Source organism: Streptomyces sp. NPDC055189 (assembly GCF_053606765.1).
In genome coordinates this window covers 89,651-116,540 of record NZ_JBSGSG010000012.1, presented here as the reverse complement: position 1 = coordinate 116,540, position 26,890 = coordinate 89,651, and the positions used below count along the sequence as shown (strand labels likewise).

27 protein-coding genes are annotated in these 26,890 nt (G+C 69.9%); 13 read left to right on the top strand and 14 right to left on the bottom strand.

Features of this window, described 5'->3' with window-relative positions; all coding sequences use genetic code 11:
• Positions 1-3 precede the first annotated feature (3 nt).
• Together ACWFR3_RS12050 and ACWFR3_RS12045 are read left to right on the top strand one after the other, a co-directional pair.
• Positions 4-1,443, top strand: coding sequence for an aldehyde dehydrogenase family protein (locus tag ACWFR3_RS12050; protein WP_453734457.1), 1,440 nt, complete (start codon positions 4-6; stop codon positions 1,441-1,443).
• On the top strand, positions 1,436-2,323 hold the full coding sequence (locus tag ACWFR3_RS12045) for an aldehyde dehydrogenase family protein (RefSeq protein ID WP_453734456.1): 888 nt from the start codon (positions 1,436-1,438) through the stop codon (positions 2,321-2,323). The genes ACWFR3_RS12050 and ACWFR3_RS12045 overlap by 8 nt, the downstream gene beginning before the upstream one ends.
• Positions 2,324-2,420: 97 nt before the next feature.
• Here the strand turns inward: ACWFR3_RS12045 and ACWFR3_RS12040 are convergent, their stop codons facing one another.
• Positions 2,421-3,173: a TetR/AcrR family transcriptional regulator gene (locus ACWFR3_RS12040; protein ID WP_453734455.1), complete on the bottom strand. Its 753-nt coding sequence runs from the start codon at positions 3,171-3,173 to the stop codon at positions 2,421-2,423.
• A 137-nt stretch (positions 3,174-3,310) separates the two neighbouring features.
• On the opposite strand from ACWFR3_RS12040, the gene ACWFR3_RS12035 reads away from it, so the two are divergent.
• Both ACWFR3_RS12035 and ACWFR3_RS12030 read left to right on the top strand, forming a co-directional pair.
• Positions 3,311-3,907 (top strand): NADPH-dependent FMN reductase, encoded by a 597-nt coding sequence (locus ACWFR3_RS12035; RefSeq protein ID WP_453734454.1) that lies wholly within the window; start codon positions 3,311-3,313, stop codon positions 3,905-3,907.
• Between the two features lie 29 nt (positions 3,908-3,936).
• Complete coding sequence (locus ACWFR3_RS12030) at positions 3,937-5,454, top strand: MDR family MFS transporter (protein WP_453734453.1); 1,518 nt, start codon at positions 3,937-3,939, stop codon at positions 5,452-5,454.
• Between the two features lie 32 nt (positions 5,455-5,486).
• On the opposite strand, the gene ACWFR3_RS12025 is transcribed toward ACWFR3_RS12030, so the two are convergent.
• The gene (locus ACWFR3_RS12025) at positions 5,487-5,888 is read right to left on the bottom strand and encodes a hypothetical protein (RefSeq protein WP_453734452.1); all 402 of its coding nucleotides are present in this window, start codon (positions 5,886-5,888) and stop codon (positions 5,487-5,489) included.
• Positions 5,889-6,011: 123 nt separating this feature from the next.
• Between ACWFR3_RS12025 and ACWFR3_RS12020 the strand changes: the two genes are divergently transcribed.
• The gene (locus tag ACWFR3_RS12020; RefSeq protein WP_453734451.1) at positions 6,012-6,650 is read left to right on the top strand and encodes an ATP-binding protein; all 639 of its coding nucleotides are present in this window, start codon (positions 6,012-6,014) and stop codon (positions 6,648-6,650) included.
• A gap of 176 nt (positions 6,651-6,826) precedes the next feature.
• Here the strand turns inward: ACWFR3_RS12020 and ACWFR3_RS12015 are convergent, their stop codons facing one another.
• Positions 6,827-7,606: a SigE family RNA polymerase sigma factor gene (locus ACWFR3_RS12015; protein ID WP_453734513.1), complete on the bottom strand. Its 780-nt coding sequence runs from the start codon at positions 7,604-7,606 to the stop codon at positions 6,827-6,829.
• A gap of 212 nt (positions 7,607-7,818) precedes the next feature.
• Between ACWFR3_RS12015 and afsQ1 the strand changes: the two genes are divergently transcribed.
• The 5 genes from afsQ1 (at position 7,819) to ACWFR3_RS11990 (ending at position 11,638) form a co-directional block, all read left to right on the top strand.
• Positions 7,819-8,496, top strand: a complete 678-nt coding sequence (gene afsQ1, locus ACWFR3_RS12010) for a two-component system response regulator AfsQ1 (protein ID WP_030562528.1) — start codon at positions 7,819-7,821, stop codon at positions 8,494-8,496.
• The gene (locus ACWFR3_RS12005; protein ID WP_453734450.1) at positions 8,493-10,079 is read left to right on the top strand and encodes an ATP-binding protein; all 1,587 of its coding nucleotides are present in this window, start codon (positions 8,493-8,495) and stop codon (positions 10,077-10,079) included. The genes afsQ1 and ACWFR3_RS12005 overlap by 4 nt, the downstream gene beginning before the upstream one ends.
• Positions 10,076-10,678 (top strand): hypothetical protein, encoded by a 603-nt coding sequence (locus tag ACWFR3_RS12000; protein ID WP_453734449.1) that lies wholly within the window; start codon positions 10,076-10,078, stop codon positions 10,676-10,678. The genes ACWFR3_RS12005 and ACWFR3_RS12000 overlap by 4 nt, the downstream gene beginning before the upstream one ends.
• A gap of 54 nt (positions 10,679-10,732) precedes the next feature.
• Positions 10,733-11,323 carry a VanZ family protein gene (locus ACWFR3_RS11995; RefSeq protein WP_453734448.1) on the top strand — a complete coding sequence of 197 codons (591 nt, stop codon included), beginning with the start codon at positions 10,733-10,735 and terminating at the stop codon, positions 11,321-11,323.
• Between the two features lie 111 nt (positions 11,324-11,434).
• On the top strand, positions 11,435-11,638 hold the full coding sequence (locus ACWFR3_RS11990) for a PspC domain-containing protein (protein WP_453734447.1): 204 nt from the start codon (positions 11,435-11,437) through the stop codon (positions 11,636-11,638).
• A 91-nt stretch (positions 11,639-11,729) separates the two neighbouring features.
• Here the strand turns inward: ACWFR3_RS11990 and ACWFR3_RS11985 are convergent, their stop codons facing one another.
• Together ACWFR3_RS11985 and ACWFR3_RS11980 are read right to left on the bottom strand one after the other, a co-directional pair.
• A complete protein-coding gene (locus ACWFR3_RS11985; RefSeq protein WP_453734446.1) occupies positions 11,730-12,131 on the bottom strand; it encodes an ATP-binding protein in 402 nt (133 codons plus the stop codon).
• A 142-nt stretch (positions 12,132-12,273) separates the two neighbouring features.
• Positions 12,274-13,443, bottom strand: coding sequence for an adenosine deaminase (locus ACWFR3_RS11980; protein WP_453734445.1), 1,170 nt, complete (start codon positions 13,441-13,443; stop codon positions 12,274-12,276).
• A 114-nt stretch (positions 13,444-13,557) separates the two neighbouring features.
• On the opposite strand from ACWFR3_RS11980, the gene ACWFR3_RS11975 reads away from it, so the two are divergent.
• Positions 13,558-14,322 carry an alpha/beta hydrolase gene (locus ACWFR3_RS11975; RefSeq protein ID WP_453734444.1) on the top strand — a complete coding sequence of 255 codons (765 nt, stop codon included), beginning with the start codon at positions 13,558-13,560 and terminating at the stop codon, positions 14,320-14,322.
• A gap of 87 nt (positions 14,323-14,409) precedes the next feature.
• On the opposite strand, the gene ACWFR3_RS11970 is transcribed toward ACWFR3_RS11975, so the two are convergent.
• The gene (locus tag ACWFR3_RS11970; RefSeq protein WP_453734443.1) at positions 14,410-15,408 is read right to left on the bottom strand and encodes a LysR family transcriptional regulator; all 999 of its coding nucleotides are present in this window, start codon (positions 15,406-15,408) and stop codon (positions 14,410-14,412) included.
• A 62-nt stretch (positions 15,409-15,470) separates the two neighbouring features.
• Here ACWFR3_RS11970 and ACWFR3_RS11965 point away from each other — a divergent pair, with 62 nt between their 5' ends.
• Both ACWFR3_RS11965 and ACWFR3_RS11960 read left to right on the top strand, forming a co-directional pair.
• Positions 15,471-16,775 carry an MFS transporter gene (locus tag ACWFR3_RS11965; RefSeq protein WP_453734442.1) on the top strand — a complete coding sequence of 435 codons (1,305 nt, stop codon included), beginning with the start codon at positions 15,471-15,473 and terminating at the stop codon, positions 16,773-16,775.
• A gap of 146 nt (positions 16,776-16,921) precedes the next feature.
• A complete protein-coding gene (locus tag ACWFR3_RS11960; protein WP_453734441.1) occupies positions 16,922-17,929 on the top strand; it encodes a sigma-70 family RNA polymerase sigma factor in 1,008 nt (335 codons plus the stop codon).
• On the opposite strand, the gene ACWFR3_RS11955 is transcribed toward ACWFR3_RS11960, so the two are convergent.
• The 8 genes from ACWFR3_RS11955 to ACWFR3_RS11920 form a co-directional block, all read right to left on the bottom strand.
• Positions 17,816-18,175 (bottom strand): STAS domain-containing protein, encoded by a 360-nt coding sequence (locus ACWFR3_RS11955; protein ID WP_453734440.1) that lies wholly within the window; start codon positions 18,173-18,175, stop codon positions 17,816-17,818. The two genes, ACWFR3_RS11960 and ACWFR3_RS11955, sit on opposite strands and share 114 nt — an antisense overlap.
• Positions 18,176-18,450: 275 nt before the next feature.
• The gene (locus ACWFR3_RS11950; protein ID WP_453734439.1) at positions 18,451-19,728 is read right to left on the bottom strand and encodes a thymidine phosphorylase; all 1,278 of its coding nucleotides are present in this window, start codon (positions 19,726-19,728) and stop codon (positions 18,451-18,453) included.
• Positions 19,729-19,838: 110 nt separating this feature from the next.
• On the bottom strand, positions 19,839-20,228 hold the full coding sequence (locus ACWFR3_RS11945; RefSeq protein WP_453734438.1) for a cytidine deaminase: 390 nt from the start codon (positions 20,226-20,228) through the stop codon (positions 19,839-19,841).
• Positions 20,225-21,487: an ABC transporter permease gene (locus tag ACWFR3_RS11940; protein WP_453734437.1), complete on the bottom strand. Its 1,263-nt coding sequence runs from the start codon at positions 21,485-21,487 to the stop codon at positions 20,225-20,227. Before ACWFR3_RS11940 ends, ACWFR3_RS11945 begins: the two co-directional genes overlap by 4 nt.
• Positions 21,484-22,626 carry an ABC transporter permease gene (locus ACWFR3_RS11935; RefSeq protein WP_453734436.1) on the bottom strand — a complete coding sequence of 381 codons (1,143 nt, stop codon included), beginning with the start codon at positions 22,624-22,626 and terminating at the stop codon, positions 21,484-21,486. The genes ACWFR3_RS11940 and ACWFR3_RS11935 overlap by 4 nt, the downstream gene beginning before the upstream one ends.
• Positions 22,623-24,224, bottom strand: a complete 1,602-nt coding sequence (locus ACWFR3_RS11930; RefSeq protein WP_453734512.1) for an ABC transporter ATP-binding protein — start codon at positions 24,222-24,224, stop codon at positions 22,623-22,625. The genes ACWFR3_RS11935 and ACWFR3_RS11930 overlap by 4 nt, the downstream gene beginning before the upstream one ends.
• A 206-nt stretch (positions 24,225-24,430) precedes the next feature.
• Complete coding sequence (locus ACWFR3_RS11925) at positions 24,431-25,486, bottom strand: BMP family lipoprotein (protein WP_453734435.1); 1,056 nt, start codon at positions 25,484-25,486, stop codon at positions 24,431-24,433.
• A 223-nt stretch (positions 25,487-25,709) separates the two neighbouring features.
• On the bottom strand, positions 25,710-26,819 hold the full coding sequence (locus ACWFR3_RS11920) for a BMP family lipoprotein (RefSeq protein ID WP_453734434.1): 1,110 nt from the start codon (positions 26,817-26,819) through the stop codon (positions 25,710-25,712).
• Positions 26,820-26,890: the final 71 nt, after the last annotated feature.

The window sequence follows — 26,890 nt, the reverse complement described above, 5'->3', positions numbered from 1 at the left end:
CCCATGACTTCCACTCCTTTCGAGTACGCCCCGGCGCCCGAGTCGCGCTCCGTCGTCGACATCGCGCCGAGCTACGGCCTGTTCATCGACGGCGAGTTCACCGAAGCCGCCGACGGCAAGGTGTTCAAGACGGTCTCCCCGTCCACCGAAGAGGTCCTCTCCGAAGTCGCGCAGGCATCCTCCGAAGACGTCGACCGCGCGGTGAAGGCCGCGCGCAAGGCCTTCGAGAAGTGGTCGGCGCTGCCGGGCGCCGAGCGCGCCAAGTACCTCTTCCGGATCGCGCGGATCATCCAGGAGCGCAGCCGCGAACTGGCCGTCCTGGAGACCCTCGACAACGGAAAGCCCATCAAGGAGACGCGCGACGCCGACCTCCCCCTGGTCGCCGCGCACTTCTTCTACTACGCGGGCTGGGCCGACAAGCTCGACCACGCGGGATACGGCGCGAACCCGCAGCCGCTGGGCGTCGCCGGCCAGGTCATCCCCTGGAACTTCCCGCTCCTCATGCTGGCCTGGAAGATCGCCCCGGCCCTCGCGACGGGCAACACGGTCGTCCTGAAGCCCGCCGAGACCACTCCCCTGAGCGCCCTGTTCTTCGCGGACATCTGCCGCCAGGCGGGCCTGCCCAAGGGCGTCGTCAACATCCTTCCCGGGTACGGCGACGCGGGCGCCGCCCTCACCGCCCACCCGGACGTGAACAAGGTCGCCTTCACCGGCTCGACCGCCGTCGGCAAGGCCATCGCCCGCCAGGTCGCGGGCACGGACAAGAAGGTCACGCTCGAACTGGGCGGCAAGGGCGCGAACATCGTCTTCGACGACGCCCCCATCGACCAGGCCGTCGAGGGCATCGTCACCGGCATCTTCTTCAACCAGGGCCAGGTCTGCTGCGCGGGCTCGCGTCTCCTCGTACAGGAGTCGGTCCAGGACGAGGTGCTCGACGCACTGAAGCGGCGCCTGACCACCCTGCGTCTGGGCGACCCGCTCGACAAGAACACGGACATCGGCGCGATCAACTCCGCCGAGCAGCTCGCCCGTATCACCGCCCTGACCAAGACGGGCGAGGCGGAGGGCGCCGAGCGCTGGTCCGCCCCGTGCGAACTGCCCTCGTCCGGCTACTGGTTCGCGCCGACGCTCTTCACGAACGTCACGCAGGCGCACACCGTCGCCCGCGACGAGATCTTCGGCCCGGTGCTCTCGGTGCTCACCTTCCGTACGCCGGAAGAGGCCGTCGCCAAGGCCAACAACACCCAGTACGGCCTCTCCGCCGGCATCTGGACGGAGAAGGGCTCCCGCATCCTCGCGGTCGCCGATCGCCTGCGCGCGGGCGTCATCTGGGCCAACACGTTCAACAAGTTCGACCCGACCTCGCCCTTCGGCGGCTACAAGGAATCGGGTTACGGCCGCGAGGGCGGTCGCCACGGCCTGGAGGCGTACCTCGATGTCTGACCGTTTGAGTGTCTTCAAGACCTACAAGCTGTACGTCGGGGGCAAGTTCCCCCGCAGCGAGAGCGGCCGGGTGTACGAGGTGACGGACTCCAAGGACAAGTGGCTGGCCAACGCCCCGCTGTCGTCCCGCAAGGACGCGCGTGACGCGGTCGTCGCCGCGCGCAAGGCGCAGGGCGGCTGGGCGGGCAAGACAGCCTACCTGCGCGGACAGATCCTCTACCGCGTCGCGGAGATGCTGGAGGGCCGCAAGGACCAGTTCGTCCGCGAGGTCGCCGAGGCCGAGGGCCTGTCCAAGTCCAAGGCCGCCGCGGTCGTGGACGCGGCGATCGACCGCTGGGTCTGGTACGCGGGCTGGACCGACAAGGTCGCCCAGATCGTCGGCGGCGGGAACCCCGTCGCGGGCCCCTTCTTCAACCTCTCCTCGCCCGAGCCGACGGGCGTGGTGACGGTCGTCGCCCCGCAGAAGTCGTCGTTCCTCGGCCTGGTCTCGGTGATCGCCCCGGTGATCGCGACGGGCAACACGGCCGTGGTGATCGCGAGCGAGTCCTCCCCGCTCCCGGCGCTCTCCCTCGGCGAGGTGCTCGCCACCTCCGACCTGCCGGGCGGCGTCGTGAACATCCTGTCCGGCAGGACGGCGGAGATCACCCCGTCGCTCGCCGCGCACCAGGACGTGAACGCGATCGACCTCGCGGGCGTCGAGGACGACGTACTGGCCAAGGAGCTGGAGGTCGCCGCCGCGGACAACCTCAAGCGCGTCGTCCGTCCACAGCCTGTGGACTGGTCGGCGGATCCGGGCACGCACCGCCTGACGGCCTTCCTGGAGACCAAGACGGTCTGGCACCCCACGGGTTCGCTGGGCGCGTCCGGCTCCTCGTACTGAGCCGCAAGACCTCTCGCCGCGCCGAGAAAAGGGGGAAGCCCCGGCCCTCCTCCGTCCAGGAGGGCCGGGGCTTCGCCCTTTTCGGCTCGCGTCGGATTCAGATGCCGAGCCGCGCCGCGATCCCGTCCAGGACGCATTCGAGGCCCGTCTCGAACGTCCAGGTGGCGTCGTCCTTGCGGCGCGACCGCAGTCCATAGCGCCGGTAGGTGGGGTAGCGGCCGGTGTCCATGAGGTACGTCATCTGCGGCGCGAGGCCCATCCGGGTCTCGGCCCCCGACGACCAGCCCTCGGCCTGCGTCCACTCCCGCACGGCCACCTCGGACGAGGCAGCGCCGTGCGCGTAGGCGCTGACCGTGCGGAAGGCCATCATCATCGTGTCCTCGTCGAGCCCGAGGCCGTCGAGCGCCGCCAACTGCCGTTCCGCGATGGTCAGCCGGCCCGGCGTGAGCACGAACAGGGCCGTGGGCAGCTCACCCACCCACGGGTGGCGCAGCATCATTTCCCGGGTCAGCAGGGCGTAGGCGCGCAGCACCTCGCGCCACTGGGTCACCTCGTCCGGGATGCGGTACTCGGCCGCCACCCGCTCGGCCATCAGCGCCCACAGGTCGTCCTTTCCCGAGACATGCCGGTACGCCGCCATGGGCGCGACCCCGAGCTCGGTCGCGAGCCGCCGCATGGTGACGGCGGCGAAGCCCTCCGCGTCGGCGACCTGCACCGCCACGGCGCCGATCCGCTCCAGGGAGAGCGATGCGCGGGGCGCGGCCGGCTGCTCCAGGCGCTCCCACAGCGACTTGTCCGGCACCGCCTTGCCGTCCTTGCCGTCCTTGCCGTCCTTCTTCTGGCCAGCCACAGCCGGGCACCTCTCTCGGATCGACGTCGGAACGTGAGCGTACAACGTATCTCTCTGTAGACGCTGTACACATCTCGCGTGTACGTTGTACGCAGCTCGATACGCCGTACACATTCCGTTGCTCCCAAGGGGTACCCATGTCCACCACCACAGAGCCTCTCCGCGTGGCCGTCGTCGTCGCCAGCACCCGCGAGGGCCGGTTCGCACCCGTCGTCACCCGGTGGCTCACGGGACACCTCGACCAGCGCGGCGACATGACCACCGATGTCGTCGACCTCGCCGAGACCCCGCTGCCCACCGTCTTCCCCGCCTTCGGGCAACCGCCCGCACCCGGCACCGAGGAAGCCCTCGCCCTGGTCTCGCCGCGCCTGGCGGCAGCCGACGCGTTCCTCTTCGTCACGCCGGAGTACAACCACAGCTTCCCGGCGTCCCTGAAGAACGCCGTCGACTGGCACAACACGCAGTGGCACGGGAAGCCGATCGGCTTCGTCTCCTACGGCGGCCTCTCCGGCGGCCTGCGTGCGGTGGAACAACTGCGCCTGGTCATGGCGGAGTTGAACGCCATGACCATCCGCAACACGGTCAGCTTCCACAACGCCTTCGGCCAGTTCGGCGAGGACGGCACCGTCGAGGACCCCGCGGTCGACACGGCGGCCAAGGCGCTGCTCGACCAACTCGCCTGGTGGGCGCACGCCCTGCGGGACGCCAAGTCCCACACGCCGTACGCCGCCTGACCCGAAGCCACTTCACACCAGGGGGATCCATGAGCCTGACCACGGAAGACACGAGCACCCCGGGCGCCGTACCCGCGGACGGCGGACCACCACCGCCCGAAGAGTCCGGCCCCTCCAAGCTGGTCCTCTTCGGACTGCTGCTCGGCCTGATGCTCGGACTGCTCGACGGCACCATCGTGGGCACCGCCCTGCCCACCATCGTCGGCGACCTCGGCGGCCTCGACCACCTCTCCTGGGTGGTGACGGCCTACCTGCTCACCGCGTCGGTCTCCACGCCCATCTGGGGAAAGCTCGGCGATCTCTACGGGCGCAAGGGCAGCTTCATCTGGTCGATCGCGGTGTTCCTCGCGGGCTCGGTCCTCTCCGGAATCGCGCAGGACATGGGGCAGCTCATCGCCTTCCGCGCCGTGCAGGGCCTGGGCGCGGGCGGCCTGATGGTCGGCGCCATCTCCATCATCGGCGTCATGCTGCCGCCCTCACAGGCGGGCCGCTCGCAGTCGATGATCGGCGCGATGATGCCCGTGGCGCTGGTCGGCGGCCCGCTGCTCGGCGGTTTCCTCACCGACCAGCTCGACTGGCGCTGGGTCTTCTACGTCAACGTGCCCATCGGCGGCCTCGCCCTGCTCATCATCGGCCTGCGCCTTCGCCTGCACACCGAGCGGGTCAAGGCCCGCATCGACTTCGCGGGCGCCGCACTCCTCTCCACGGGCATCCTCGCCCTGACGCTGCTCGGCAGTTGGGGCGGCACGACGTACGGCTGGTCGTCGCCGCAGATCCTCGGACTCGGCGTGCTCGGCGCCGGATCCCTGACCTGGTTCGCGCGGGTCGAGCGGCGGGCCGCCGAACCGATCATCCCGCCCCGGCTCTTCGCCGACCGCAACTTCACGCTCGCCCAGATCCTGACGTTCCTGACCGGCGCGGCCATGCTCGCGGCGTCCTCGTACCTTCCGCAGTACATGCAGTTCGTACGCGGCGCCTCGTCCACCGCGAGCGGCATGCTGCTGCTCCCGCTGATGGCGGGCATGTTCGGGGCGCAACTCCTGCTCGGACGCATCACGTCCAAGGGCGGCGGCTACCGCGCCTACCCCATCATCGGCGGCGCACTGACGGCCGTCGGCGGCCTCGCGCTCCTCGCGGTCGGCGCGGACACCCCGACCGCGGTGACGTCCGCCCTGACGCTCGTGCTCGGCACGGGCATGGGCTTCCTGATCCAGAGCACCCTGCTCATCACCATCAACAGCGCGGAACCGCGCGACATGGGCGCCGCCACCGGCACCACCACACTCCTGCGCACGATCGGCGGCTCACTGGGCATCGCCGTCATGGGCGCCGTCTATTCGAGCCGTCTGACGTCGGGCGGCATGCCGGAGGGCGGCACTTCATGGACCCCCGAGGTGGTGCGGAAGATGCCGCAGGACGTACGGGAATCGGTGCGCACAGCGGTCACCGACGGCATGCACGGAGTGGTCCTCGGCGCCGCACTGCTCGGCGCGGCGGCCTTCGCGGTGGCCTGGCTGGTGCGGGAAGTCCCCCTGCGGAAGGGGTGACGGTACGGCAGGGGGCTCCGCGCCATGATCCCCTAGCCGGGCAGCAGCCCCGTGGCCTCGCCCACCAGCGGCAGGTCACCCAGGGCCGCACCCTTGGTCAGCGGGGCCGTCAGGGGTGCCGTCGAGACCGGCTTGAAGTCCGCGACCTGGGTGCCCAGAGCGTTGTCCAGGGGGTCGGACCCGGTGCCCGCGAGCGGGTTGAGCTTCAGCTGCTTGAGCGGACCGATCCCGCCGGCGGAGACCTCCTCCACCGCCCGGAACACCCCCGCACCGGCCGCCGGCAGATTGTCCGACGCCTGCGGCACGGGGACCGGCGCGGCGCTCGCCGTCGCCGCGCCGCCGATGCCGAGCGCCGTGCCCGCGACGGAGACCGTCAGACCCGCACGCAGCAGGGCGCGGGAGAGGTGCTTGGAGGCTGTTGCGTGCCGTGCCATGGGTACCGCCCGTATCCTCTTGGGTAATCAGATGCGCACACAGCGTAGTTGAGGTGTGACGCGGGCACCAAAGCCCTACCCGTCGGGTCGCCCGGGCGGCGCAATGCAGCACACTGGTCTCTCGTGAGTTCCCATCCCCCGATACCCACCCGGGTCGTGCTGCTCTCCGGCCCTTCCGGATCAGGCAAGTCGTCCTTCGCCGCCCGCTCCGGGCTGCCCGTCCTGTGCCTCGACGACTTCTACAAGGAAGGCGACGACCCGACACTGCCGCAGGTCCCCGGCAGCAGCGACATCGACTGGGACTCCCCCGCGTCCTGGGACTCGGACGCGGCCCTCGCCGCCATCGAGCAGCTGTGCCGCACGGGTCGTACGAACGTCCCCGTCTACGACATCGCCACCAGCTCGCGCGGGGGCGAGTCCGCGATGGACATCGAGCGCACACCGCTCTTCATCGCCGAGGGGATCTTCGCCGCGGACATCGTGGAGCTGTGCCGTGAGGCCGGTGTGCTCGCCGACGCGATCTGTCTGCGCGGCCGGCCCTCCACCACTTTCCGGCGGCGGCTGCTTCGGGATCTGCGCGAAGGACGCAAGTCCGTGCCGTTCCTGCTGCGGCGCGGGTGGCGGCTGATGCGCGCCGAACGCGCCATCGTCACCCGGCACACCGCACTCGGCGCTCACCCGTGCGGCAAGGACGAGGCACTGGGACGGGTCGCCGCCGCGGCGGCCGGACGGTGCGTGAAGGCCCGGGGAGCCGTCCTCTAGGCGACCGCCCCCGGCCGCCCGTACCGAAGTCACCTGCCAAAAGCAGAAGGACCGGAAAGACCCCCCGGCCTTCCGGTCCTGCCACTTTTCCCCCGTGGATCCCCCGTGATCCCCGTTTGTCCCCCGTGTTCCCCCCTGCTACGCCGCGTCCCCCCGGAGCGGCGCCCCCGTGATCCCTAGGCGACCAACTCGCCGAAGGACTCTTCCTGGTCACGGCCGAAGCTGAGGACGTCGTCCTCGCGCATCCGGCGCAGGGAGCGCCAGATGCTGGACTTCACCGTGCCCACGCTGATGTCGAGGATGTCCGCGATCTCGGGGTCCGTGCGGCCCTCGTAGTAGCGCAGGACCAGCATCGTCCGCTGCAGTTCGGGGAGGCGGGCCAGGGCCTGCCAGAGAACCGCGCGGAGTTCGGTGCCACGCATCGCGTCCGTGTCGCCCGCCGTCTCCGGCAGTTCCTCGGTCGGGTATTCGTTGAGCTTGCGGCGCCGCCAGGCGCTGATGTGCAGGTTGGTCATGGTGCGGCGGAGGTACCCGCCGACCGCGGCCTTGTCGCTGATCCTGTCCCAGGCCCGGTACGTCGAGAAGAGGGCGCTCTGGAGCAGGTCCTCGGCCTCGAAACGGTCACCGGTCAGGTGATAGGCGGTTGCGTACAGGGAGGCACGACGCTCCTGGACGTAGGCGGTGAACTCCGCCTCCGACGCTGACGTGCGCTCCCCCGTGTCCTCCCTGTACGCGGCTCCCCCGTGAGCCCCCCCATCGGTTCCGCCGTTGTCCCCGTGGGTTTCCCCCCGGAACGCGTCAACCACCGTCATGTACGCGGTGTGCTGACGCCCGGTGCCGCGAGCGCACCCCCGCCCGCTCACGGCACCGGACTTCTCGTGCCTCTCGGCGGTCCGGATCACGTCGTGGAGTCGCGTGATTACTGCGCTTGAGCTGGTGCTGTGCAGTGAGTTCATCTCGCGCCCCCCGTCGGTGGTGTCCGGCTTTTCCGTGTGACCAAAACTCTGCACGTCCCACTTCATGACGGTGTCCGCCGACTGTCACAGGCCTGCAACAGCCCTTCCATGTGTGGGGGAGACGTGTGGATGGGGCTCCTCGCGGCCCTTTGGGGACCTTGGGGAGGCCCAACAGTCGAACTGCGCCCTTGCCATGGGACAGAATGACGTCTGTGCCTTCCCTGTTGCTGATCGAGGACGACGACGCCATCCGTACGGCCCTTGAGCTTTCGCTCACCCGCCAAGGGCATCGGGTGGCTACTGCTGCCACCGGCGAGGACGGCCTGAAGCTGCTCAGTGAGCAGCGGCCGGACCTGATCGTGCTGGATGTGATGCTGCCGGGCATCGACGGCTTCGAGGTGTGCCGTCGCATCCGGCGCACCGACCAGTTGCCGATCATCCTGCTCACCGCGCGCAGCGATGACATCGACGTGGTCGTCGGCCTGGAGTCCGGTGCCGACGACTACGTGGTCAAACCCGTGCAGGGGCGGGTGCTCGACGCCCGTATCCGCGCGGTCCTGCGGCGCGGTGAGCGCGAGGCCAATGACGCGGCGACGTTCGGTTCGCTCGTCATCGACCGCGCCGCGATGACCGTCACGAAGAACGGCGAGGACCTGCAGCTCACGCCGACCGAGCTGCGGCTCCTTCTCGAACTGAGCCGCAGGCCCGGACAGGCGCTTTCGCGCCAGCAGTTGCTGCGCCTGGTGTGGGAGCACGACTACCTCGGCGACTCCCGGCTCGTCGACGCGTGTGTGCAGCGGCTGCGCGCGAAGGTGGAGGACGTGCCGTCCTCGCCGACACTGATCCGTACGGTCCGCGGGGTCGGCTACCGGCTGGACACCCCTCAGTGACCAAACCGCAGGACAAGCTCCGCGGCTGGGCCGCGGCGCGCAGGGCGATACTGGCGGGGCTCCGGTTCACGAGTCTGCGGCTCCGGCTCGTGGTGGTGTTCGGCCTGGTGGCCCTCACGGCCGCCGTGACGGCTTCCGGAATCGCGTACTGGCTGAACCGCGAGGCGGTCCTGACGCGCGCGCAGGACGCGGCCCTGAAGGACTTCCAGCAGGAGATGCAGACCCGCGCCGGCGCGCTGCCGCCCAATCCGACCCAGGACGAGCTGCAGCAGGCCGCCGGGACGATGGCCAACAGCAGCCAGCGTTACAGCGTGCTCCTGATCGGGGAGAACGCCGACGGCGACACCATCGTCGGCTACTCCGACCTGGACACCTTCACGCTCGCCGACGTGCCCAAGTCGCTGCGCAAGACGGTGAACAAGGAGCAGCCGCTCACCTCCAGCAACAAGAGCCCGTACCACCTGTACTGGCAGCGGACCGTCGACAACGGAACCCCGTATCTCGTGGGCGGCGCCAAGGTCATCGGCGGCGGCCCGACCGGTTACATGCTCAAGTCCCTGGAGCCGGAGGCGAAGGACCTCAGCTCCCTCGGCTGGTCCCTCGCGATTGCCACGGGGCTCGCGCTCATCGGTTCCGCGCTGCTCGCACAGGCCGCGGCGACGACGGTGCTCAAACCGGTGCACCGCCTCGGTGTTGCCGCGCGGCGGCTCGGCGAGGGCAAGCTGGACACGCGCCTGAGGGTGTCGGGCACGGACGAACTGGCCGATCTGTCACGGACGTTCAACCGGACCGCGGAGAGCCTGGAGAAGAAGGTCGACGACATGAGCGCCCGTGACGAGGCGTCGCGGCGCTTCGTCGCCGACATGTCGCACGAGCTGCGTACGCCGCTGACCGCGATCACCGCGGTGACGGAGGTGCTCGAGGAGGAGCTGGACGCGGAGACCGGCAGCGTCGATCCGATGATCGAGCCCGCCGTGCGCCTCGTGGTCAGCGAGACCCGCAGGCTGAACGACCTGGTGGAGAACCTGATGGAGGTGACCCGCTTCGACGCGGGCACGGCCAGGCTCGTCCTGGACTACGTCGACATCGCCGACCAGATCACGGCCTGCATCGACGCCCGTGCCTGGCTCGACGCGGTGGAGCTCGACGCGGAGCGCGGCATCATGGTGCGGCTCGACCCGCGCCGCCTCGACGTCATCCTGGCGAACCTCATCGGCAACGCCCTCAAGCACGGCGGCTCCCCGGTGAAGGTCTCGGTGCGGATCGCGGGCGAGAAGCTCGTCATCGCGGTGCACGACGGAGGCCCCGGCATCCCCGAGGGCGTCCTTCCGCACGTGTTCGACCGCTTCTACAAGGCGAGCGCGTCCCGTCCGCGCTCGGAAGGCAGCGGTCTGGGGCTCTCCATCGCCCTGGAGAACGCGCACATCCACGGCGGTGAGATCACCGCGGCGAACTCGCCGGAGGGCGGTGCGGTGTTCACGCTGTGGCTGCCGCGCGATCCGTCGGCGCTGCTGCCCGCGGACGAGGACGACACGGACGAGGGCACGGACGGCGACGAGGCCGTCGAGGGAGAGAAGCCATGAACCGCCGACGGCTGCGTGCCGCCCTCATCGCCGCCGCGCTGACCGCGACCCTCGCCGGCTGCGGGATCCGCGCGACGGAGGTGCCCACGGACTTCGGGCCCGGGCCCTCGCGGGTGCCGTGCGTGATGTCCGGGTCGAGCATCGCCTCGCAGTCCACCAGCGGCGTCCCCGTGCAGGTCTTCCTGGTGTGCGCCGCGCAGCTGGTGACCGTGGACCGGTCGGTGCGCATTCCCACCGAGAAGGCGACGACCGACCGCGTCCGTATCGCCCAGGCGCTCCTCGACGAGCTGGCGAAGGCACCGTCGGCCCCGGAGAAGCAGGCGGGCTTCGCGACGGACGTACGCGGCGGGACGGTCGTCAGCGGCCCCGGCAAGGGGGACCCCGACGACGCGCTGCGGTTCAGTACGTCGCCGGAGGATCTGTCGGCGTTCGCATTGGCACAGATCGTGTGCACCTTCGCGGACAGCGCGGCGGCGGGCGACGACCGCGAGGTGATCCTCGGCGGTCCGGGCGACGATCCCCTGCGCCGCTACGAATGCACCCAGGCGGTCCGCCAGCGCCCCGGCACGGTGGCTCCGCCGACCGAGACGGTGAAGTAGCCGAACAGGACAGTCACCCTGTGCGATCAGGACAGTGCCGCGTAACGGGATGAGATGCGCGGAACCGATCCTGCCGCTAGGCGCGTCTTGGGGGGCGTGCGTCAAGGCTCGGGCGGCCACGGGGCCGCCATCCGCTTCCGTGCGACAGGGGGATTCCTCCTAGTCGCGCATCTTCTGCTCGTCGCGTGGCTCACGCTGCGTCCACTGGACGTGGCCTGGGTCAGCGCGGCGAACCTTCAGCCGTTCGCCGGCATCAAGGCGGATCTGGCGCTCGGTCCCGCGCAGGCCGCCCGGCAGATAGGCGGCAGCCTGCTGCTGCTCGCCCCGCTCGGTGTGCTGCTTCCGCTCGCCGGGGGGCGGGTCCATGTCTCGCCGCTGGGTTCGCTGGTGCGGACGGTCGCGGCGGGTGCGCTGATCTCGCTCGGCATCGAACTCCTTCAGACCGGGGTTCCGGGGCAGGTCGTCGACATCGACTCGCTGTTCCTCAACACGCTGGGCGTGGCCGTCGCGCATCTCGCCGTGGTGCCCGCGGTCAGGGCCAGGCTCCGCCGCCGGGCTGACGAGGACCCACACTCGGCCCTCCTGCGGGAGGACACGTCTCAGGGGCCGACCCCGACGATTCCCAGGGTCGGCATCGCACCCTAGAGCGACGCTTCGTCCGCTTCGTGAACGTAGCTTTGAGTCATCGGGGTACACGCCCCGGACCTCGGGGAACACGCCCCGGACCGCATACACACGGTTCACGAAGGAGCCCTCATGACCGCCCTTGCCCGCCCCACGAACGGCCGGATGATCGGCGGAGTCTGTGCCGCCCTCGCCAAGCGCTTCGGCACGTCGGCGACCACGATGCGCGTGATCTTCGTGGTCTCGTGTCTTCTTCCCGGACCGCAGTTCCTGCTCTACATCGCGCTGTGGTTCCTGCTGCCCGGCGAGAGCAAGACCCGCCAGGCTGCCTGGTGATCCGGCGGCTTCCGCTGCCGCATATGTACGCCGATGGGGCGCGCCCTTGAGAAAAGGGTGCGCCCCATCGGCGTTCGCGCGGCGGCGGGGATCAGCCGAGCGGCAGGCCGTTCAGCGGCAGACCCTGCAGGGGCAGGCCCTGGGTGGGCAGGGCGTTCGAGACCGGCAGACCACCGAGCAGGCCGGCGGCCGGGTCGACGGGCTTGGCCGACCTGTCAGCGGCGGGCTTGGTGCTCTCGCCGAGCTTGTCGACGGTCGGCGCGGCGGCCTGCAGGGTGCTGCCGAGCGCGTTCTGACCCGCCTCGACCGCCTCGGGGCCACCGGCGGGCAGGTTGTCGGCGACCTGCTCCACGGGCAGCATCGCGGTGGCGGAGCCGAGCGCGTCCGTGGCGTCGGGCAGGCCGGGTGCGGCGGTGGCGACACCCGCACCGGCGGCTGCGAAAGCGGCGCCGAGAGCGGCGACACCGAGGGTCTTGGCGGCAGACTGCTTCATCTTCAATGCGTCCTTGATGACGGGGACTTTTGAGCGGCCCATGACCGTAAACATGTGATGGGGCAGTCCGCAAACAGCGAAACAGCGAAAACGCGGCCGGGAATTAATGTTCCCGGCCGCGTCCGCATTGCTTCAAATTCTGTTACACATCGACAGAAGCCCTGGTGGAGGCGGTCTGGCGGAACAGCCATTCGGACTTCAGCTCAGCATATCCGGGCTTGATGACGTCATTGATCATGGCCAGGCGTTCATCGAAAGGAATGAACGCTGATTTCATCGCATTGACTGTGAACCACTGCATGTCGTCGAGCGTGTAGCCGAAAGTGCCGACCAAGTGCTCGAATTCGCGGCTCATGCTGGTGCCCGACATCAGCCGGTTGTCGGTGTTCACCGTGGCCCGGAAGTGCAGCTTGCGGAGCAGACCGATGGGGTGCTCGGCGTACGAGCTCGCGGCGCCGGTCTGGAGGTTCGAGCTGGGGCACATCTCCAGGGGGATGCGCTTGTCCCGTACGTAGCTGGCGAGGCGGCCGAGCTTGACCGTGCCGTCGTCGGCGACCTGGATGTCGTCGATGATCCGCACGCCGTGGCCGAGCCGGTCGGCGCCGCACCACTGCAGGGCCTGCCAGATCGAGGGCAGACCGAAGGCCTCACCGGCGTGGATCGTGAAGTGGTTGTTCTCGCGCTTGAGGTACTCGAAGGCGTCGAGGTGCCTGGTGGGCGGGAAGCCCGCCTCGGCGCCCGCGATGTCGAAGCCGACGACGCCCAGGTCGCGGTAGCGGTTGGCGAGTTCGGCGATCTCCAGGGCGCGGGCCGCGTGCCGCATGGCGGTGAGCAGCGCGCCCACGCGGATGCGGTGGCCGTTCGCCTTCGCGCGCCGCTCGCCCTCCCGGAAGCCTTCGTTGACGGCCTCGACGACCTCTTCGAGGGTGAGGCCCTGCTCCAGGTGCTGCTCGGGGGCGTACCGGATCTCGGCATAGACGACACCGTCCTCGGCGAGGTCCTCGGCGCACTCGGCCGCCACGCGCTTGAGGGCGTCCTTCGTCTGCATCACCGCGCAGGTGTGGGCGAAGGTCTCCAGATAGCGGGGCAGCGAGCCGGAGTCGGCGGCTTCCCTGAACCAGATCCCCAGCTTGTCGGGGTCGGTCTCGGGCAGTGACTCGTACCCGTTCTCGCGGGCGAGGTCGACGATCGTGCCGGGGCGCAGGCCGCCGTCGAGGTGGTCGTGCAGGAGCACCTTCGGGGCGCGGCGGATCTGTTCGGCGCTGGGCGTTTCGCGGTCCGTCTGACCGGCTTTGGTGGTCTGGCTCGTCATCTCGGCACTCTAGCGCCTACGCGCGTAGATCGCCGGGTAGATCTCACGGGTCGATACGTAACAGTGACCCCGCGGACGGGTGGCGTACACCGTTGCTTCTGACACTGTTCTGTCATGGCTCAGCAAGCGACGCCCGATTCCGCGCGCGCTGCCAGGCTCGGGCGCGTGATCGGCACCCGGCCTTCGGCGGTCAGCGGCGCGGTGCTGCTGCTCCCCGGCGGCCACGAGACCTCCGCCCGCAAGCCGTCCCCGTTCGCCGCGGGCGCGGTGCGCGCGCTCGGCCGCAGGCTGGCCAGGGACGGCCTCGGCGAGGGGCTCGCGGCGCACGTCGTGCACTACCGCTGCCGCGGGTGGAACGGCGCGCAGGCGCATCTCGCGCGGGACGCAGAGTGGGCGGCGGACGAGGTCGTCCGCCTCTACGGCGACGTCTCGATCTGCCTCGTCGGCATGGACATGGGCGGCCGGGCCGCGCTGCGTGCCAGCGGCCACGAAGCCGTCAACTCCGTCCTCGCGCTGGCCCCTTGGCTGCCCGAGGACGATGTGGCCGCCTCGCCCGAACCGGTGAAGCAGCTCGCCGGGCGGCGGGTCCTGATCGTGCACGGCACGAACGACGAACGGACCGATCCCGAGCTTTCGTTCCGGCTCGCGGAGCGGGCGAAGAAGGCGAACCGGGAGGTGTGCCGGTTCGAAGTCCACTCCGACCGGCACCGGTTGCACCAGCATCAGTCCGAAGTCCAGGCGCTGGCTTCGGACTTCGTCATGGGGTCACTGTTCGGGCACGCGTACGCGCGCCCCCTGGAGGACGCACTGGCGGCGCCGCCACCACTGGGCCTGAGGATGCCGCTGGCCTCCGGCTTCGGGAACTCGATGCGGCACTGAGTACCGGGGGTCTGGGGGCGGAGCCCCCTGCGCGGCGCAGCCGCCAATGGATACAGCCGGGAAGGGGCGGGGTTGGGGTAAAGAACCTCACTCCGGCAGCAACCGCCCCCGCCTCCCCAGCAGGAACTTCTTGAACGCCGCCACCGGCGGAGTGTCCGGGTGGCCGTCAAGCCAGGCGACGCCGATCTCCCGTACCGCCCGCTGACCCGTCACCGTCAGTTCCACGACTCCCGGCCGGGGGACGGCCGGCGGCGGCAGCAGGGCCACGCCCAGGCCCGCCGCCACCAGGCCCCGCAGCGTCTCCGCCTCCTCCCCCTCGAACGCGATCCGCGGCTTGAAGCCCGCCTCCTGGCAGAGGTCGTCCGTGATGCGGCGCAGGCCGTACCCCGGTTCGAGGGTCACGAAGGCCTCCTCCGCCGCCTCCGCGAGCCGCACCCGCTTCCGCACAGCGAGGCGGTGCTCTTCCGGCACGACCAGGCGCAGGCGCTGCTCGTCCAGGCGGCGGGCCACCAGATCGGGAGCGTCCGGCACGGGCGAGGTCAGGCACAGGTCGAGCTCACCCGCCCGCAGCCGCTCGATCATCGCCTCCCCGTAGTTCTGTACGAGACTGAAGCGGACCCTGGGGTGATCGGCACGGAAGGCGCGGATCAGGCCGGGCACGGTCTCCGAGCCCATCGTGTGCAGGAACCCGAAGGCCACCTTGCCCGACGCCGGGTCCGCGTCCGCCCGCACGGACTCCGCGGCCCGCTCCACCTCCCCCAGCGCCCGCTCGACGGAGGCCAGGAACGTACGGCCCGCCGGGGTCAGGGACACCGTGCGGCCGTGGCGCGCGAACAAGTCCACGCCCAGGTCCTGTTCGAGGCGGACCAGCGCACGCGAGAGGGTCGACTGCGGCACCTGCATCTCCTGCGCGGCCCGCGTCACGTGCTCCGTGCGCGCGACCCCCGCGAAGTACGCGAGCCTCGGCGAGAGCAGCGCGGACCAGGACTCCGGGGTCAGCCCGGCCGGCGCGGACACCGCCGCGCCGATGTCTCCTGCGTAACTGCTCTGCGACAGACGCCGCTCTGAACTGCGCTCATGCACCATGGGAACGATTATGACCAGTCCATGCATTGGACGGATGAGTCACATGTGCCTACGTTCGATGCATGCCTCCTGCCAGTAGCGGGGCGTCCGTCACCCACGCGGCCGCCCTCACCCCGTCGTCCCCGCAGACCGAACCCGCCGACACGCGCCTGAACCCCGGCGGCCCCGGCTACCGGCGGATGAGCTTCGCCCTGTTCCTCGCGGGTGTCGCCACCTTCGCCCTCCTCTACTCCACGCAGGCGCTGCTCCCCCTCGTCTCCGCCGACTTCGGCGTCAGCGCGAGCTCCGCGAGCTGGACGGTGTCGGCTGCCACGGGCGCACTGGCCCTCTTCGTGCTGCCCCTGAGCGCGCTCAGCGAGCGCTTCGGGCGGCGGACGCTCATGACGGTCTCGCTAACGGTCGCGGTCGTCGTGGGGCTGCTCGTCCCCTTCGCGCCGTCCATCGGCGTGCTCATCGCGCTGCGTGCCGTGCAGGGCGCGGCCCTCGCCGGGCTTCCGGCGTCCGCGATGGCCTTCCTCGCCGAGGAGGTCAGGCCCAAGGCGCTTGTCGCCGCGATCGGCATGTTCGTGGCGGGAAACTCCATCGGCGGCATGAGCGGGCGCATCATCACGGGCTGGGTCGCGCAGGCCTGGGGCTGGCGCGTGGCCGTGGGCGTGGTGGGTGTCGTGGCCGTCCTGTGCGCCCTCGCCTTCCGCGCGCTGCTTCCGGCGCCGCGCCACTTCACCGCGGGCTCGCTCAACCCCAAGGCGCTCGGCAGGACGATCCGTTCGCACCTCTCCAACCCGCTGCTGTGCAGGCTGTACGCGATCGGCGCCCTGTTCATGACGGTGTTCGGCGCGGTCTACACGGTCATCGGCTACCGCCTCACCGAGGCGCCCTTCTCGCTCCCGCAGGGCATCATCGGCTCGATCTTCCTGGTCTACCTGGTCGGTACGGTCTCCTCGGCCGCCGCGGGCAAGCTCGTGACGCGGCTCGGGCGGCGCGGGGCGCTGTACCTGGCGGTGAGCACGACGGCGGGCGGTCTGCTGCTCTCCCTGTCCGACTCGCTGGTCATGGTGCTGCTGGGCCTCGTCCTGATCACCGCGGGCTTCTTCGCGGGCCACGCGGTCGCCTCCTCGTCCGTGAGCCGTACGGCAACCGCGGGGCGCGCGCAGGCTTCGGCGCTCTACCAGTCCGCGTACTACCTGGGCTCCAGCGCGGGCGGCACGCTCGGCGCGGTGGCCTTCCACGCGGGGGGCTGGGCCGGGACCGTGGGCCTGGGGATCCTCGCGGTGCTCGGCGTCGCGTCCATCACCGTGTGGGGCTCGCACGCGGCTCGCGTCCAGGAGCGGGAGCAGCGGCGGCGGGGGCTCGTGGCGGCGCACTAGCCGTACCGGGGGCGGCGCGGCGCACCGGCTGTGCCGGGCGACCCTCTCCTACCTGCGGGTTTTCGTACTCCGGGGGCCGTTGTCAGTGGGCTGCGGTAGCTTCCGAAGTGCTGGGACATTCGTGGCAGCCGCAGGGGTGGGTTGGGATGACTGACATCGCAGGCACGACGTCGGAACTGGACGTCACGCTGGAGAAGCACCGGGTCGAACTGACCGGGTACTGCTATCGCATGCTGGGCTCGGCCTTCGAGGCGGAGGACGCGGTGCAGGACACGATGGTCCGCGCCTGGCGGAGCTACGAGAAGTTCGAGGGCCGCTCCAGCCTCCGGTCGTGGCTGTACCGCATCGCGACGAACGTCTGCCTGGACATGCTGAACGCGGGCAACCGCCGCGCCCGGCCCATGGACCTGACCGCGGCGGCGCCGCTGGCCCAGGCCGCGCTCTCGCCCCGCCCGGACAACGTATGGCTGGAGCCGATGCCGGACGCGCGCATGCTGCCGTCCGTCAGCGACCCCGCGGAGGCGGCCGTGGCCAAGGAGTCCGTCCGGCTCGCGTTCGTCGCCGCCCTGCAGCAACTGCCGCCGAAGCAGCGGGCGGTGCTCATCCTGCGCGAGGTCCTCGCGTGGAAGGCCAGCGAGGCGGCCGAACTCCTCGACACCTCGGTGGCCTCCGTCAACAGCGCGTTGCAGCGGGCGCGGGCGACGCTGGCCGAGGGGCCGGGGGACGACACGGCGGTCTCGGACCCGCTGGACGAGGAGCAGCAAAAGCTCCTTGAGCGGTACGTCGCCGCCTTCGAGGGCTACGACATGGCGGCGCTGACCGCGCTGCTGCACGAAGACGCCATCATGACGATGCCCCCGTTCGACCTGTGGCTGCGCGGCACGTCCGACATCACCGGCTTCATGTCGACGATCGGCGCCTCCTGCGCCAACAGCCGGCTCTTCCCGGTCAACGTCAACGGCACGCCGGGCTTCGCCCACTACAAGCCCGACCCGGAGAACGGCGGGTACGCACCCTGGGCGGTTCAGGTCATCGAGATCTCAGAGGGGCGGATCGCGGGCTTCCACTGCTTCCTGGACACGCCCCGGTGGTTCCCGCTGTTCGGCCTGCCGACCCATCTCGATGTCGATGGGCAGCCCGACGAGGTCGAGTAGTTCGCGCAGGGCCGGGGCCGCGTTCCGTACGCGGATCCGGCCTCCCGCGCGGCGGGCGGTGAGCTGGAGTCTCGCGAGGGCGTCTATCGCCGCCAGGACCGGCGGTCCTACGCCCGCCACGTCGCACACGAGGACTTCGGCGCCGCTCGCTTGCAGCGCGGCGCGGGCCTCTTCGCAGAGGCGGTGCGTGACCTCTCGGTCGAGGGTGCCGGTGAGGGTCAGGGTGGGTTGCTTGTTCGGGTTCACGTTGGGGGGACTGGCTCGCGGCTCGAAACTCATCGGTAGTTTCGCCGGCGGCGGGCTTTCTCCCCAACCCCGCCCCTTCCCGGCTGCATCCGTTGGCGGCTCCGCCGCGCAGGGGGCTCCGCCCCCAGACCCCCGGTCCTCAAACGCCGGACGGCTGAAAGATTCAGCCCGTCCGGCGATTGAGGACGAACTCGGCGAAGCCGGTGATCACGGCACGCCCAAGGCCCTCGCGCCAGCGAGTTTTCGGGAAGGGGCGGGGTTGGGGACTGATCCCCTTACGCGATGCGGTCCAACACGATCGGCGTCGCCGAGAACGCCGTGCCCTCGGGGGCGATGTCGAAGGCGCCCTCCACCGCCTGCAAGGCGTACTCGAAGCGCTCGGGCGTGTCCGTGTGGAGGGTCATCAAGGGCTCCCCCGCGCGGACCTGAGCGCCCGGCTTCGCGTGGAGCTCCACACCCGCCCCCGCCTGCACCACGTCCTCCTTGCGCGCACGCCCGGCACCGAGCCGCCACGCGGCAACCCCGACGTCGTACGCGTCGAGGCGGGTCAGGACACCCGACGACGGAGCCGTCACGACGTGCGTCTCCCTGGCGACAGGGAGGGTCGCGTCCGGGTCACCCCCCTGCGCGGCGATCATCCGCCGCCACACATCCATCGCGGAGCCATCGGCCAGCGCCTTCGCCGGGTCGACATCCTTCAGACCCGCCGCGTCCAGCATCTCCCGCGCGAGAGCGAGGGTCAGCTCGACCACGTCGGAGGGCCCGCCGCCCGCGAGGACCTCCACCGATTCACGCACCTCGAGCGCGTTGCCCGCCGTCAGGCCCAGCGGCGTGGACATGTCCGTCAGGAGCGCCACCGTGCGTACGCCGTGGTCCGTGCCCAGGCCGACCATCGTGGACGCCAGCTCACGCGCGTCCTCCAGGGTCTTCATGAAGGCGCCGGTGCCGACCTTCACGTCCAGGACCAGCGAGCCCGTACCCTCGGCGATCTTCTTCGACATGATCGAGGAAGCGATGAGCGGGATCGCCTCCACCGTGCCGGTCACGTCCCGCAGCGCGTACAGCTTCTTGTCGGCGGGAGCCAGGCCGTCGCCCGCCGCGCAGATGACCGAGCCTACGCCGTCCAGGACCGACAGCATCTCCTCGTTCGAGAGGAGTGCACGCCAGCCCGGGATGGCTTCCAGCTTGTCCAGGGTGCCGCCGGTGTGGCCGAGGCCCCGGCCCGACAGCTGCGGAACCGCCGCGCCGCACGCCGCGACCAGCGGGGCGAGCGGCAGCGTGATCTTGTCGCCGACGCCGCCCGTGGAGTGCTTGTCGGCGGTGGGGCGGGACAGGGACGAGAAGTCCATGCGCTCGCCGCTCGCGATCATCGCGGCCGTCCAGCGGGCGATCTCGCCGCGGTTCATGCCGTTCAGCAGGATCGCCATGGCAAGGGCCGACATCTGCTCGTCGGCGACCACGCCGCGGGTGTACGCGTCGATGACCCAGTCGATCTGCTCGCCGCTCAGCTCGCCCCGGTCCCGCTTCGTACGGATGACGGAGATGACGTCCATGGCATAACCCCTCTTTGCGCCTTAAAACGGTGAGCGCGACTCTACGCGCATAGAGCCGCGAGTTGAAGGCGGCCCCTGCCGGTCGCACAGCAACAGGCAGGGGCCGTGTGTCAGTTGAGGTGCTCCGGGCCGAACGCGTCCGGCAGCATGTCCCCCAGTGACCGGATGCCCGCGGCCGTCTCCAGGAGGAGCGTCGCGCCGCCGAACTCGTAGAGCAGCTGGCGGCAGCGGCCGCACGGCATCAGGATCTCGCCCTTGCCGTCGACGCAGGTGAAGTGCGTCAGACGGCCGCCCCCGGTGAGCTGGAGCTGCGAGACGAGGCCGCACTCGGCGCACAGGCCGAGGCCGTACGACGCGTTCTCGACGTTGCAGCCAGACACCGTGCGGCCGTCGTCCACGAGGGCCGCCGCACCGACCGGGAAGCCTGAGTAGGGCGCGTACGCACGGGACATGGCCTCGCGCGCAGCATCCCGCAGCGCGTCCCAGTCGGTTTCGGTCACGTTCCTTGACCCTTTCGGTAGGGCTGGCCGTCCGCCTTCGGCATGCGAAGGCGTTGGGCGGAGAGCGAGAGCACGAGCAGCGTGACGACGTACGGCGTCGCGGTGACGACCTGGTTGGGCACCTCGTCGGTCAAGCCGTACCACGCGAACATCAGCGCCGAGACGGCCGCGGTGATGACCGCGGGGACGTAACGCTTGCGCCATACGAGGTAGATCGCGCCGATGACCAGCAGGATCGCGAGGAGCAGGAGCAGCGCGTGCACGTTCGTGCCGCCGCCCCGGAGCTTCAGGCTGTCGGTGTAACCGAACAGGCCGGCGCCCAGGGCGAGGCCGCCCGGCATCCAGTTGCCGAAGATCATCGCCGCGAGGCCGATGTAGCCGCGCCCGCCGGTCTGGCCCTCCAGGTAGATGTTCGAGCCCACCAGCGAGAGGAACGCGCCGCCGAGTCCGGCGAGACCGCCGGAGATGACCACGGCGAGGTACTTGTACTTGTAGACGTTCACGCCGAGGGACTCGGCCGCGACCGGGTTCTCGCCGCAGGAGCGCAGACGCAGGCCGAACGACGTGCGCCACAGAATCCACCAGCTCAGCGGCACCATCGCGACGGCGATGACGGTGAGCGGCGAGAGGTCCGTGATCAGGCCGCCCAGCAGGCCCGCGATGTCCGAGACGAGGAACCAGTGCTTCTCGTTCAGGTCCTGGAGCCAGTCGGAGAGGCCGGGGACGGAGAAGTTGCCGAGCGATTCGACCGGCGGCGACTGCTTGGACGTACCGCCCTCCTTGCCCTCGAAGGCGAAGGTGGAGAGGTAGCGGGTGACGCCCAGGGCGAGGATGTTGATGGCCACACCGGAGACGATGTGGTTGACGTTGAAGGTGACCGTGACGATCGCGTGCAGCAGGCCGCCGAGCGCGCCGCCCAGGATGCCGAAGACGATGCCGACCCACGGGCCCCACTGGTAGCCGGCGAAGGCGCCGAACCAGGTGCCGAGGATGAGCATGCCCTCGAGGCCGATGTTGACCACGCCCGCGCGCTCGGCCCACAGACCGCCGAGGCCCGCGAGGCCGATCGGCACGGCGAGCCGCAGCGCGGTGGACATCTGTCCGGTGGAGGTGATGCCGTCCGCGTCGGTGATCATGCGGACCACGGACGTCAGGACGAGGACGCCCGCGATGATCAGGAGGAGGACGGGGAGCGATACGCGGCGGCGGCCCGGCGCGGGCTGCTTGGCCGGGGGCTTGGCTACGGTTGCCGAGCTCATCGGGCAGCCACCTCCTTCACGGTGTCGTTGTTGCCGTTGCCGTTCTTGTCACGGGCGGCCGCGGCCAGTTCCTCGCCGACGCGGCGCTGCTGGCGCTTGAGGCCCCAGCGGCGTACGGCCTCGTACGAGACGACGACCGCGATCACGATGAGGCCCTGCATGATCACCGCGATCTCCTTGTCGTACGCGACCGGGGTCGCGTAGTCGAGGGCGGGCGACGCCTTGTCGAGGAAGGCCCAGAGCAGCGAGGCGAACGCGATGCCGACCGGGTTGTTGCGGCCAAGGAGCGCGATGCCGATGCCGGTGAAGCCGAGCCCCGCGGGGAAGCTGAGGCTGTAGGTGTGGGTGTCGCCGAGCAGGATCGGCATGCCCGCGAGGCCCGCGACCGCGCCGGAGATCAGCATGGCGCTGAGCACCATGCGCTTGGCGTTCACGCCGGAGGCCGCGGCGGCCGACTCGGAGGCGCCGGTGGCGCGCAGGTCGAAGCCGAAGCGGGTGCGGTTGAGGACCAGCCAGTACAGGACGCCCGCGAGCGCGGCGATGATCACGAAGCCGTAGATCTCGCCGGACTCGCCCATGCTGATGCCGGGGAACCAGCCGGACTCGTGCATCTCGCCGGTGGTCTGGTTGTTGCCGACCGGGACACCGAAGTTGTCGGTGAGGGTCATGTAGCCGATGACGCTCGTCGCGATGGCGTTGAGCATGATCGTCGCGACGACCTCGCTGACCCCGCGGGTGGTCTTGAGGATGCCCGCGATGCCCGCCCAGAAGGCGCCGGTGAGCATGGCGACCAGCATCAGGAGCGGGATCTGGAGCGGCGCGGGGAGCGCCACGTGCGCGCCGACGACCGCGGTGACCATCGCGGCGAGGCGGTACTGCCCGTCCACTCCGATGTTGAACAGGTTCATGCGGAAGCCGACGGCCACCGCGAGCGCGGCCAGGTAGTACATGCCGGCCTGGTTGATGGTCAGGACCTGGACGTCGGAGTAGCTGATCTGCTCCAGCATCAGGGTGTACGGCTCGATCGGGTTCTTGCCCGATGCGAGCAGCACGACCGAGGTCAGCGCCACGGCCACGACGAGCGCGATGACCGGTCCGGCCACCGCGAGGAGCACACGCTCCTTGTCGAACTTCTTCATCGGGCCTCGTCCTCCGGGGCGTCGGCGCCTTCTTCTACGTGTTCGAGGTGGCCGGAGGCCGCGCCCGTCATCGCCGAGCCGAGTTCCTCCGGCGTGACGGTGGCCGGGTCGGCGTCGGCGACGAGCCGTCCGCGGTAGATCACGCGGAGGGTGTCGGAGAGGCCGATCAGCTCGTCCAGGTCCGCCGAGATCAGCAGGACGGCGAGTCCTTCGCGGCGGGCCTCGCGGATCTGGTCCCAGATCTGGGCCTGCGCGCCGACGTCCACACCACGGGTGGGGTGGGCGGCGATCAGGAAGCGGGGCTTGTGGCTCATCTCGCGGCCGACGATCAGCTTCTGCTGGTTGCCGCCGGAGAGCGAGGCCGCCGTGACGTCGATGCCGGGGGTACGGACGTCGTACTGCTCGACGATGCGCCGGGTGTCGGCCTGCGCGCCCTTGGGATCGAGCCAGAAGCCGCCCTTGCCGCGCGAGTTGGGCTTCTCGGTGACGTGACCGAGGATGCGGTTCTCCCAGAGCGGCGACTCCAGGAGGAGGCCGTGGCGGTGGCGGTCCTCGGGGATGTAGCCGACGCCCTGCTCGCGGCGGTGGCGCGTGGCGAGGTCGGTGATGTCCTTGCCCGCCATGCGGATGACGCCGGAGTCGGCGTGCTTGAGGCCGATGAGCGCGTCGATCAGCTCGGTCTGGCCGTTGCCCTCGACGCCCGCGAGGCCGAGCACTTCGCCCTCGTGGATGGTGAAGGAGATGTGGTCGAGCAGGGCCCGGCCGGACTCGCCTTCGGCGAGCAGCTTGAGCTCCTCGACCTCGATCATCGCCCGGTCGGTGACCGTCGACTCGGCCGTCTCCGGGGTCGGCAGCTCGCTGCCGACCATCAGCTCGGCGAGCTGGCGCGGGGTCGTCTCGGAGGGGATCGCCGTGCCGACGGTCGTGCCGCGCCGGATGACGGTGATGTCGTCGGCGACGGAGAGGACTTCGCCCAGCTTGTGGGAGATGAAGATGACGGAGAGGCCCTCGGACTTCAGCTCGCGCAGGTTGTCGAAGAGCGCGTCGACCTCCTGCGGCACGAGGACCGCGGTCGGCTCGTCCAGGATCAGCGTGGTGGCGCCGCGGTAGAGGACCTTGAGGATCTCCACGCGCTGCCGGTCGGCGACGCCGAGGTCCTCGACCATGGCGTCGGGGCGGACCCCGAGGCCGTACCGCTCGGATATCTCGGCGATCTTGCGGCGGGCGGCGCCGCCGATGCCGTGCAGCTTCTCGCTGCCGAGGACGATGTTCTCCAGGACCGTGAGCTGGTCGGCGAGCATGAAGTGCTGGTGCACCATGCCGATGCCGCGCGCGATGGCGTCGGCGGGGCTGGAGAAGGTCACCTGGGTGCCGTCGACCGCGATGGTGCCCTCGTCCGGCTTCTGCATGCCGTAGAGGATCTTCATCAGGGTCGACTTGCCCGCGCCGTTCTCGCCGACGAGGGCGTGCACGGTGCCCTTGCGGACGATCAGGCGGATGTCATGGTTGGCCACGACGCCCGGGAAGCGCTTGGTGATGCCGGTGAGTTCAACGGCAACGGCCTTGGCGGTGGGCGGAGGGCTGGTGGACGCGTCGATGGCGCACTCTCCTCGGGAATCCTCAGGAAAGGGGCCACCTACGCGCGTAGCGCCCCTGGTTCGACGGGAGTTGAGCAGTGGGCCGCGCGAACGGGGCGCGGGGGCAACCATCGTCCCCCACACCCCGTTCCGCGACCATCACGCTGTTGTTACGGCTGTGGCGACCGCCGTCGAAGCGGTCACCACGGCCGTCGACACCGTGGTCGTTACGGCGTGGCCTTGACCTTGATCTTGCCGCTGATGATGTCCTCTTCGGCCTTCTTCAGGGCAGCCTGGAGGTCGGCGTTCTTCTTGAACTCGGGGTTCGAGTCGGCGAGCGCGACGCCACCGGACTTGAGGTCGGCGCGGACGACGCCGCCCTCGGCGTTGTCGTCGGCGACGGACTTCGCCAGGTTGTAGACCGAACCGGCGACGTCCTTCGTCGCGGAGGTCAGGATGTACTTCTTGTACTTGGCGAGCGCGTCCTGCTTGTACTGGTCGGAGTCGACGCCGATCGCCCAGACCTTCTTGGCGGCGGCGGCCTCGATGACACCCTGACCGGAGAGACCGGCGGCGTGGTAGACCACGTCGGCGCCGTCCTCGATCTGGCCCTGCGCGGCGGTCTTGCCCTTGTCGGGGCTGGTGAAGCCGCCGTCCTCGGCCTTCTCCGTCAGGTACTGCTTGACGACCTTGACCTTGGGGTTCGTGTCCTTGACGCCCTGGGTGAAGCCCGCCTCGAACTTGTGGATCAGCGGAACGTCCACGCCGCCGACGAAGCCGACGGTCTTGCTCTTGGTCGTCTTGGCGGCGGTGACGCCCGCGAGGTATGAGGCCTCCTGCTCGCTGAAGACCAGGTCCGCGACGTTCTTGGCCTTGACGGTCTCGTCGTCGACGATGCCGAAGGTGACCTTCGGGTACTTCGCCGAGACCTCCTTGACCGCCGGGGCGTAGGCGTAACCGACGCCGATCACGGGGTTGTAGCCCTGCTTGACCAGCTCGGTGAGGCGCTGGGTCTTGTCGGCGTCCGACTCACCGTCGCTCGGCTCGACGGCCTTCTTGCCGATCTTCAGCTCGGTGGCAGCCTTGTCCATACCGGCCGTCGCGGCGTCGTTGAAGGACTGGTCGCCCTTGCCGCCGACGTCGTACGCGATGGCGACGCCCTTGCTCTTGCCGTCGTTCTTGGAACCGGCGGCATCGCTGGACGTGCCGCCGCAGGCGGTGGCGGATACGGCGAGTGCGGCGGTCGCGACGCCCGCTGCGGCAATTCGGGAAACCCGGCGCATAGAGAGGAACTCCTTATGTACAAGCAAGCACAAGCACGTACGAGCGCCTCACCTGGCGCTGATTTCGCCGCAGCGTAACGCGCGTAGACCAGACATAAGAACCCTTCTGTCCCGTCCGTTATCGAGCTGTGGCCGCGAGGTTGCGCGAGCATGTACGCAGTGTGGGGCGCCCCACACGCAAGGGGCGCCCCACGGCAGTTCGTCCATCGGGTCCCGCATCGGGCTACGGAGTGGTCTTGACCTCGACCTTGCCGTCGACGATGTCCTTCTCGGCCTTGTCCACGGCGGCGACCACGTCCTTCATCGCCGTGTACTTCGGGTTCGTGTCGGCGAACCCGACGCGGCCCGACTTCAGGTCGTAGCGCTGCTCGCCCGTGATCGGCTTGCCCTCGACGACCGACTTCGTCAGGTCGTAGACGGCGCCGCCGACGTCCTTGAGGGCCGAGCCGAGGATGTAGTCCTTGTACTTGGCCAGGGCCTTCTGCTTGTACTGGTCGGAGTCGACGCCGATCGCCCACACCTTCTGCGAGCCGGCCTCCTGGATCACGCCCTGCCCCGAAAGGCCCGCCGCGTGGTAGAGCACGTCGGCGCCCGACTCGATCTGGCCGCTCGCCGCGTTCTGCCCCTTGTCGGGGCTGGAGAAGCCGCCGTCCTCGGGCTTCTCCGTCAGGTACTGCTTCTCGATCTTGATCTTCGGGTCGACGGATTTCACGCCCTGCACGAAGCCGGCCTCGAACTTGTGGATCAGCGGGATGTCGACGCCGCCGATGAACCCGACGTGGTCGGCCTTGGTCGCCTTCGCGGCGGCGACACCCGCGAGATACGACCCCTGCTCCTCGTGGAATACGAGATCGGAGACGTTGTCGGCCTTCACGGTGTTGTCGTCGATGATCCCGAAGGTGGTCTTCGGGAACTTCGCCGCGACCTCCTTGATGGCGGGCGCGTAGATGTAGCCGACGCCCACGACCGGGTTGTAGCCCTGCTTGGCGAGCTGCTCGATCCGCTGGACCTTGTCGGCACTGGACTCGCCGTCGCCCGGCTCCATGTCCACGCCGCCGATCTTGAAGTCCTTGCGGGCCTTCTCGTATCCGGCGTAGGCGGCGTCGTTGAACGACTGATCGCCCTGGCCGCCGATGTCGTACGCGAGACCTATGCCCTTGTCGTCGTACTTCGAGGAACCCCCGGACTTGTCGTCCTTGCCCTCGTCGTCCGAGGACGCCTCGCTGCTGGTCTTGCCGCACGCTGAGGCCGCGAGGGCGAGGGACGCCACCGCCACGGCCACTTGGGAGACCCTTGACACCCGGGTTCCACGGATTCCTCGGGTTCCCCGCATTCCACCGGTTCCACGAGATCCTCGACGAAGACGCATGAGACGCACCCCTTACGTTCCCCAAAGCACCCTTG

Bases quoted from the DNA above. Each gene is read 5' to 3' on its own strand.
- ACWFR3_RS11970 (WP_453734443.1), bottom strand. From the start codon at position 15,408: ATGGTGCATGAGCGCAGTTCAGAGCGGCGTCTGTCGCAGAGCAGTTAC.
- ACWFR3_RS11950 (WP_453734439.1), bottom strand. From the start codon at position 19,728: ATGGACGTCATCTCCGTCATCCGTACGAAGCGGGACCGGGGCGAGCTG.
- ACWFR3_RS11980 (WP_453734445.1), bottom strand. From the start codon at position 13,443: ATGACGAGCCAGACCACCAAAGCCGGTCAGACGGACCGCGAAACGCCC.
- ACWFR3_RS11960 (WP_453734441.1), top strand. From the start codon at position 16,922: ATGACTGACATCGCAGGCACGACGTCGGAACTGGACGTCACGCTGGAG.
- ACWFR3_RS11965 (WP_453734442.1), top strand. From the start codon at position 15,471: ATGCCTCCTGCCAGTAGCGGGGCGTCCGTCACCCACGCGGCCGCCCTC.
- ACWFR3_RS12030 (WP_453734453.1), top strand. From the start codon at position 3,937: ATGAGCCTGACCACGGAAGACACGAGCACCCCGGGCGCCGTACCCGCG.
- ACWFR3_RS12045 (WP_453734456.1), top strand. From the start codon at position 1,436: ATGTCTGACCGTTTGAGTGTCTTCAAGACCTACAAGCTGTACGTCGGG.
- ACWFR3_RS11920 (WP_453734434.1), bottom strand. From the start codon at position 26,819: ATGCGGGGAACCCGAGGAATCCGTGGAACCCGGGTGTCAAGGGTCTCC.
- ACWFR3_RS11925 (WP_453734435.1), bottom strand. From the start codon at position 25,486: ATGCGCCGGGTTTCCCGAATTGCCGCAGCGGGCGTCGCGACCGCCGCA.
- ACWFR3_RS11985 (WP_453734446.1), bottom strand. From the start codon at position 12,131: ATGAAGCAGTCTGCCGCCAAGACCCTCGGTGTCGCCGCTCTCGGCGCC.
- ACWFR3_RS12015 (WP_453734513.1), bottom strand. From the start codon at position 7,606: ATGAACTCACTGCACAGCACCAGCTCAAGCGCAGTAATCACGCGACTC.
- ACWFR3_RS12025 (WP_453734452.1), bottom strand. From the start codon at position 5,888: ATGGCACGGCACGCAACAGCCTCCAAGCACCTCTCCCGCGCCCTGCTG.
- ACWFR3_RS11935 (WP_453734436.1), bottom strand. From the start codon at position 22,626: ATGAAGAAGTTCGACAAGGAGCGTGTGCTCCTCGCGGTGGCCGGACCG.
- ACWFR3_RS11995 (WP_453734448.1), top strand. From the start codon at position 10,733: ATGCGCGGAACCGATCCTGCCGCTAGGCGCGTCTTGGGGGGCGTGCGT.
- ACWFR3_RS11990 (WP_453734447.1), top strand. From the start codon at position 11,435: ATGACCGCCCTTGCCCGCCCCACGAACGGCCGGATGATCGGCGGAGTC.
- ACWFR3_RS12000 (WP_453734449.1), top strand. From the start codon at position 10,076: ATGAACCGCCGACGGCTGCGTGCCGCCCTCATCGCCGCCGCGCTGACC.
- ACWFR3_RS11975 (WP_453734444.1), top strand. From the start codon at position 13,558: ATGGCTCAGCAAGCGACGCCCGATTCCGCGCGCGCTGCCAGGCTCGGG.
- ACWFR3_RS12035 (WP_453734454.1), top strand. From the start codon at position 3,311: ATGTCCACCACCACAGAGCCTCTCCGCGTGGCCGTCGTCGTCGCCAGC.
- ACWFR3_RS12050 (WP_453734457.1), top strand. From the start codon at position 4: ATGACTTCCACTCCTTTCGAGTACGCCCCGGCGCCCGAGTCGCGCTCC.
- ACWFR3_RS11940 (WP_453734437.1), bottom strand. From the start codon at position 21,487: ATGAGCTCGGCAACCGTAGCCAAGCCCCCGGCCAAGCAGCCCGCGCCG.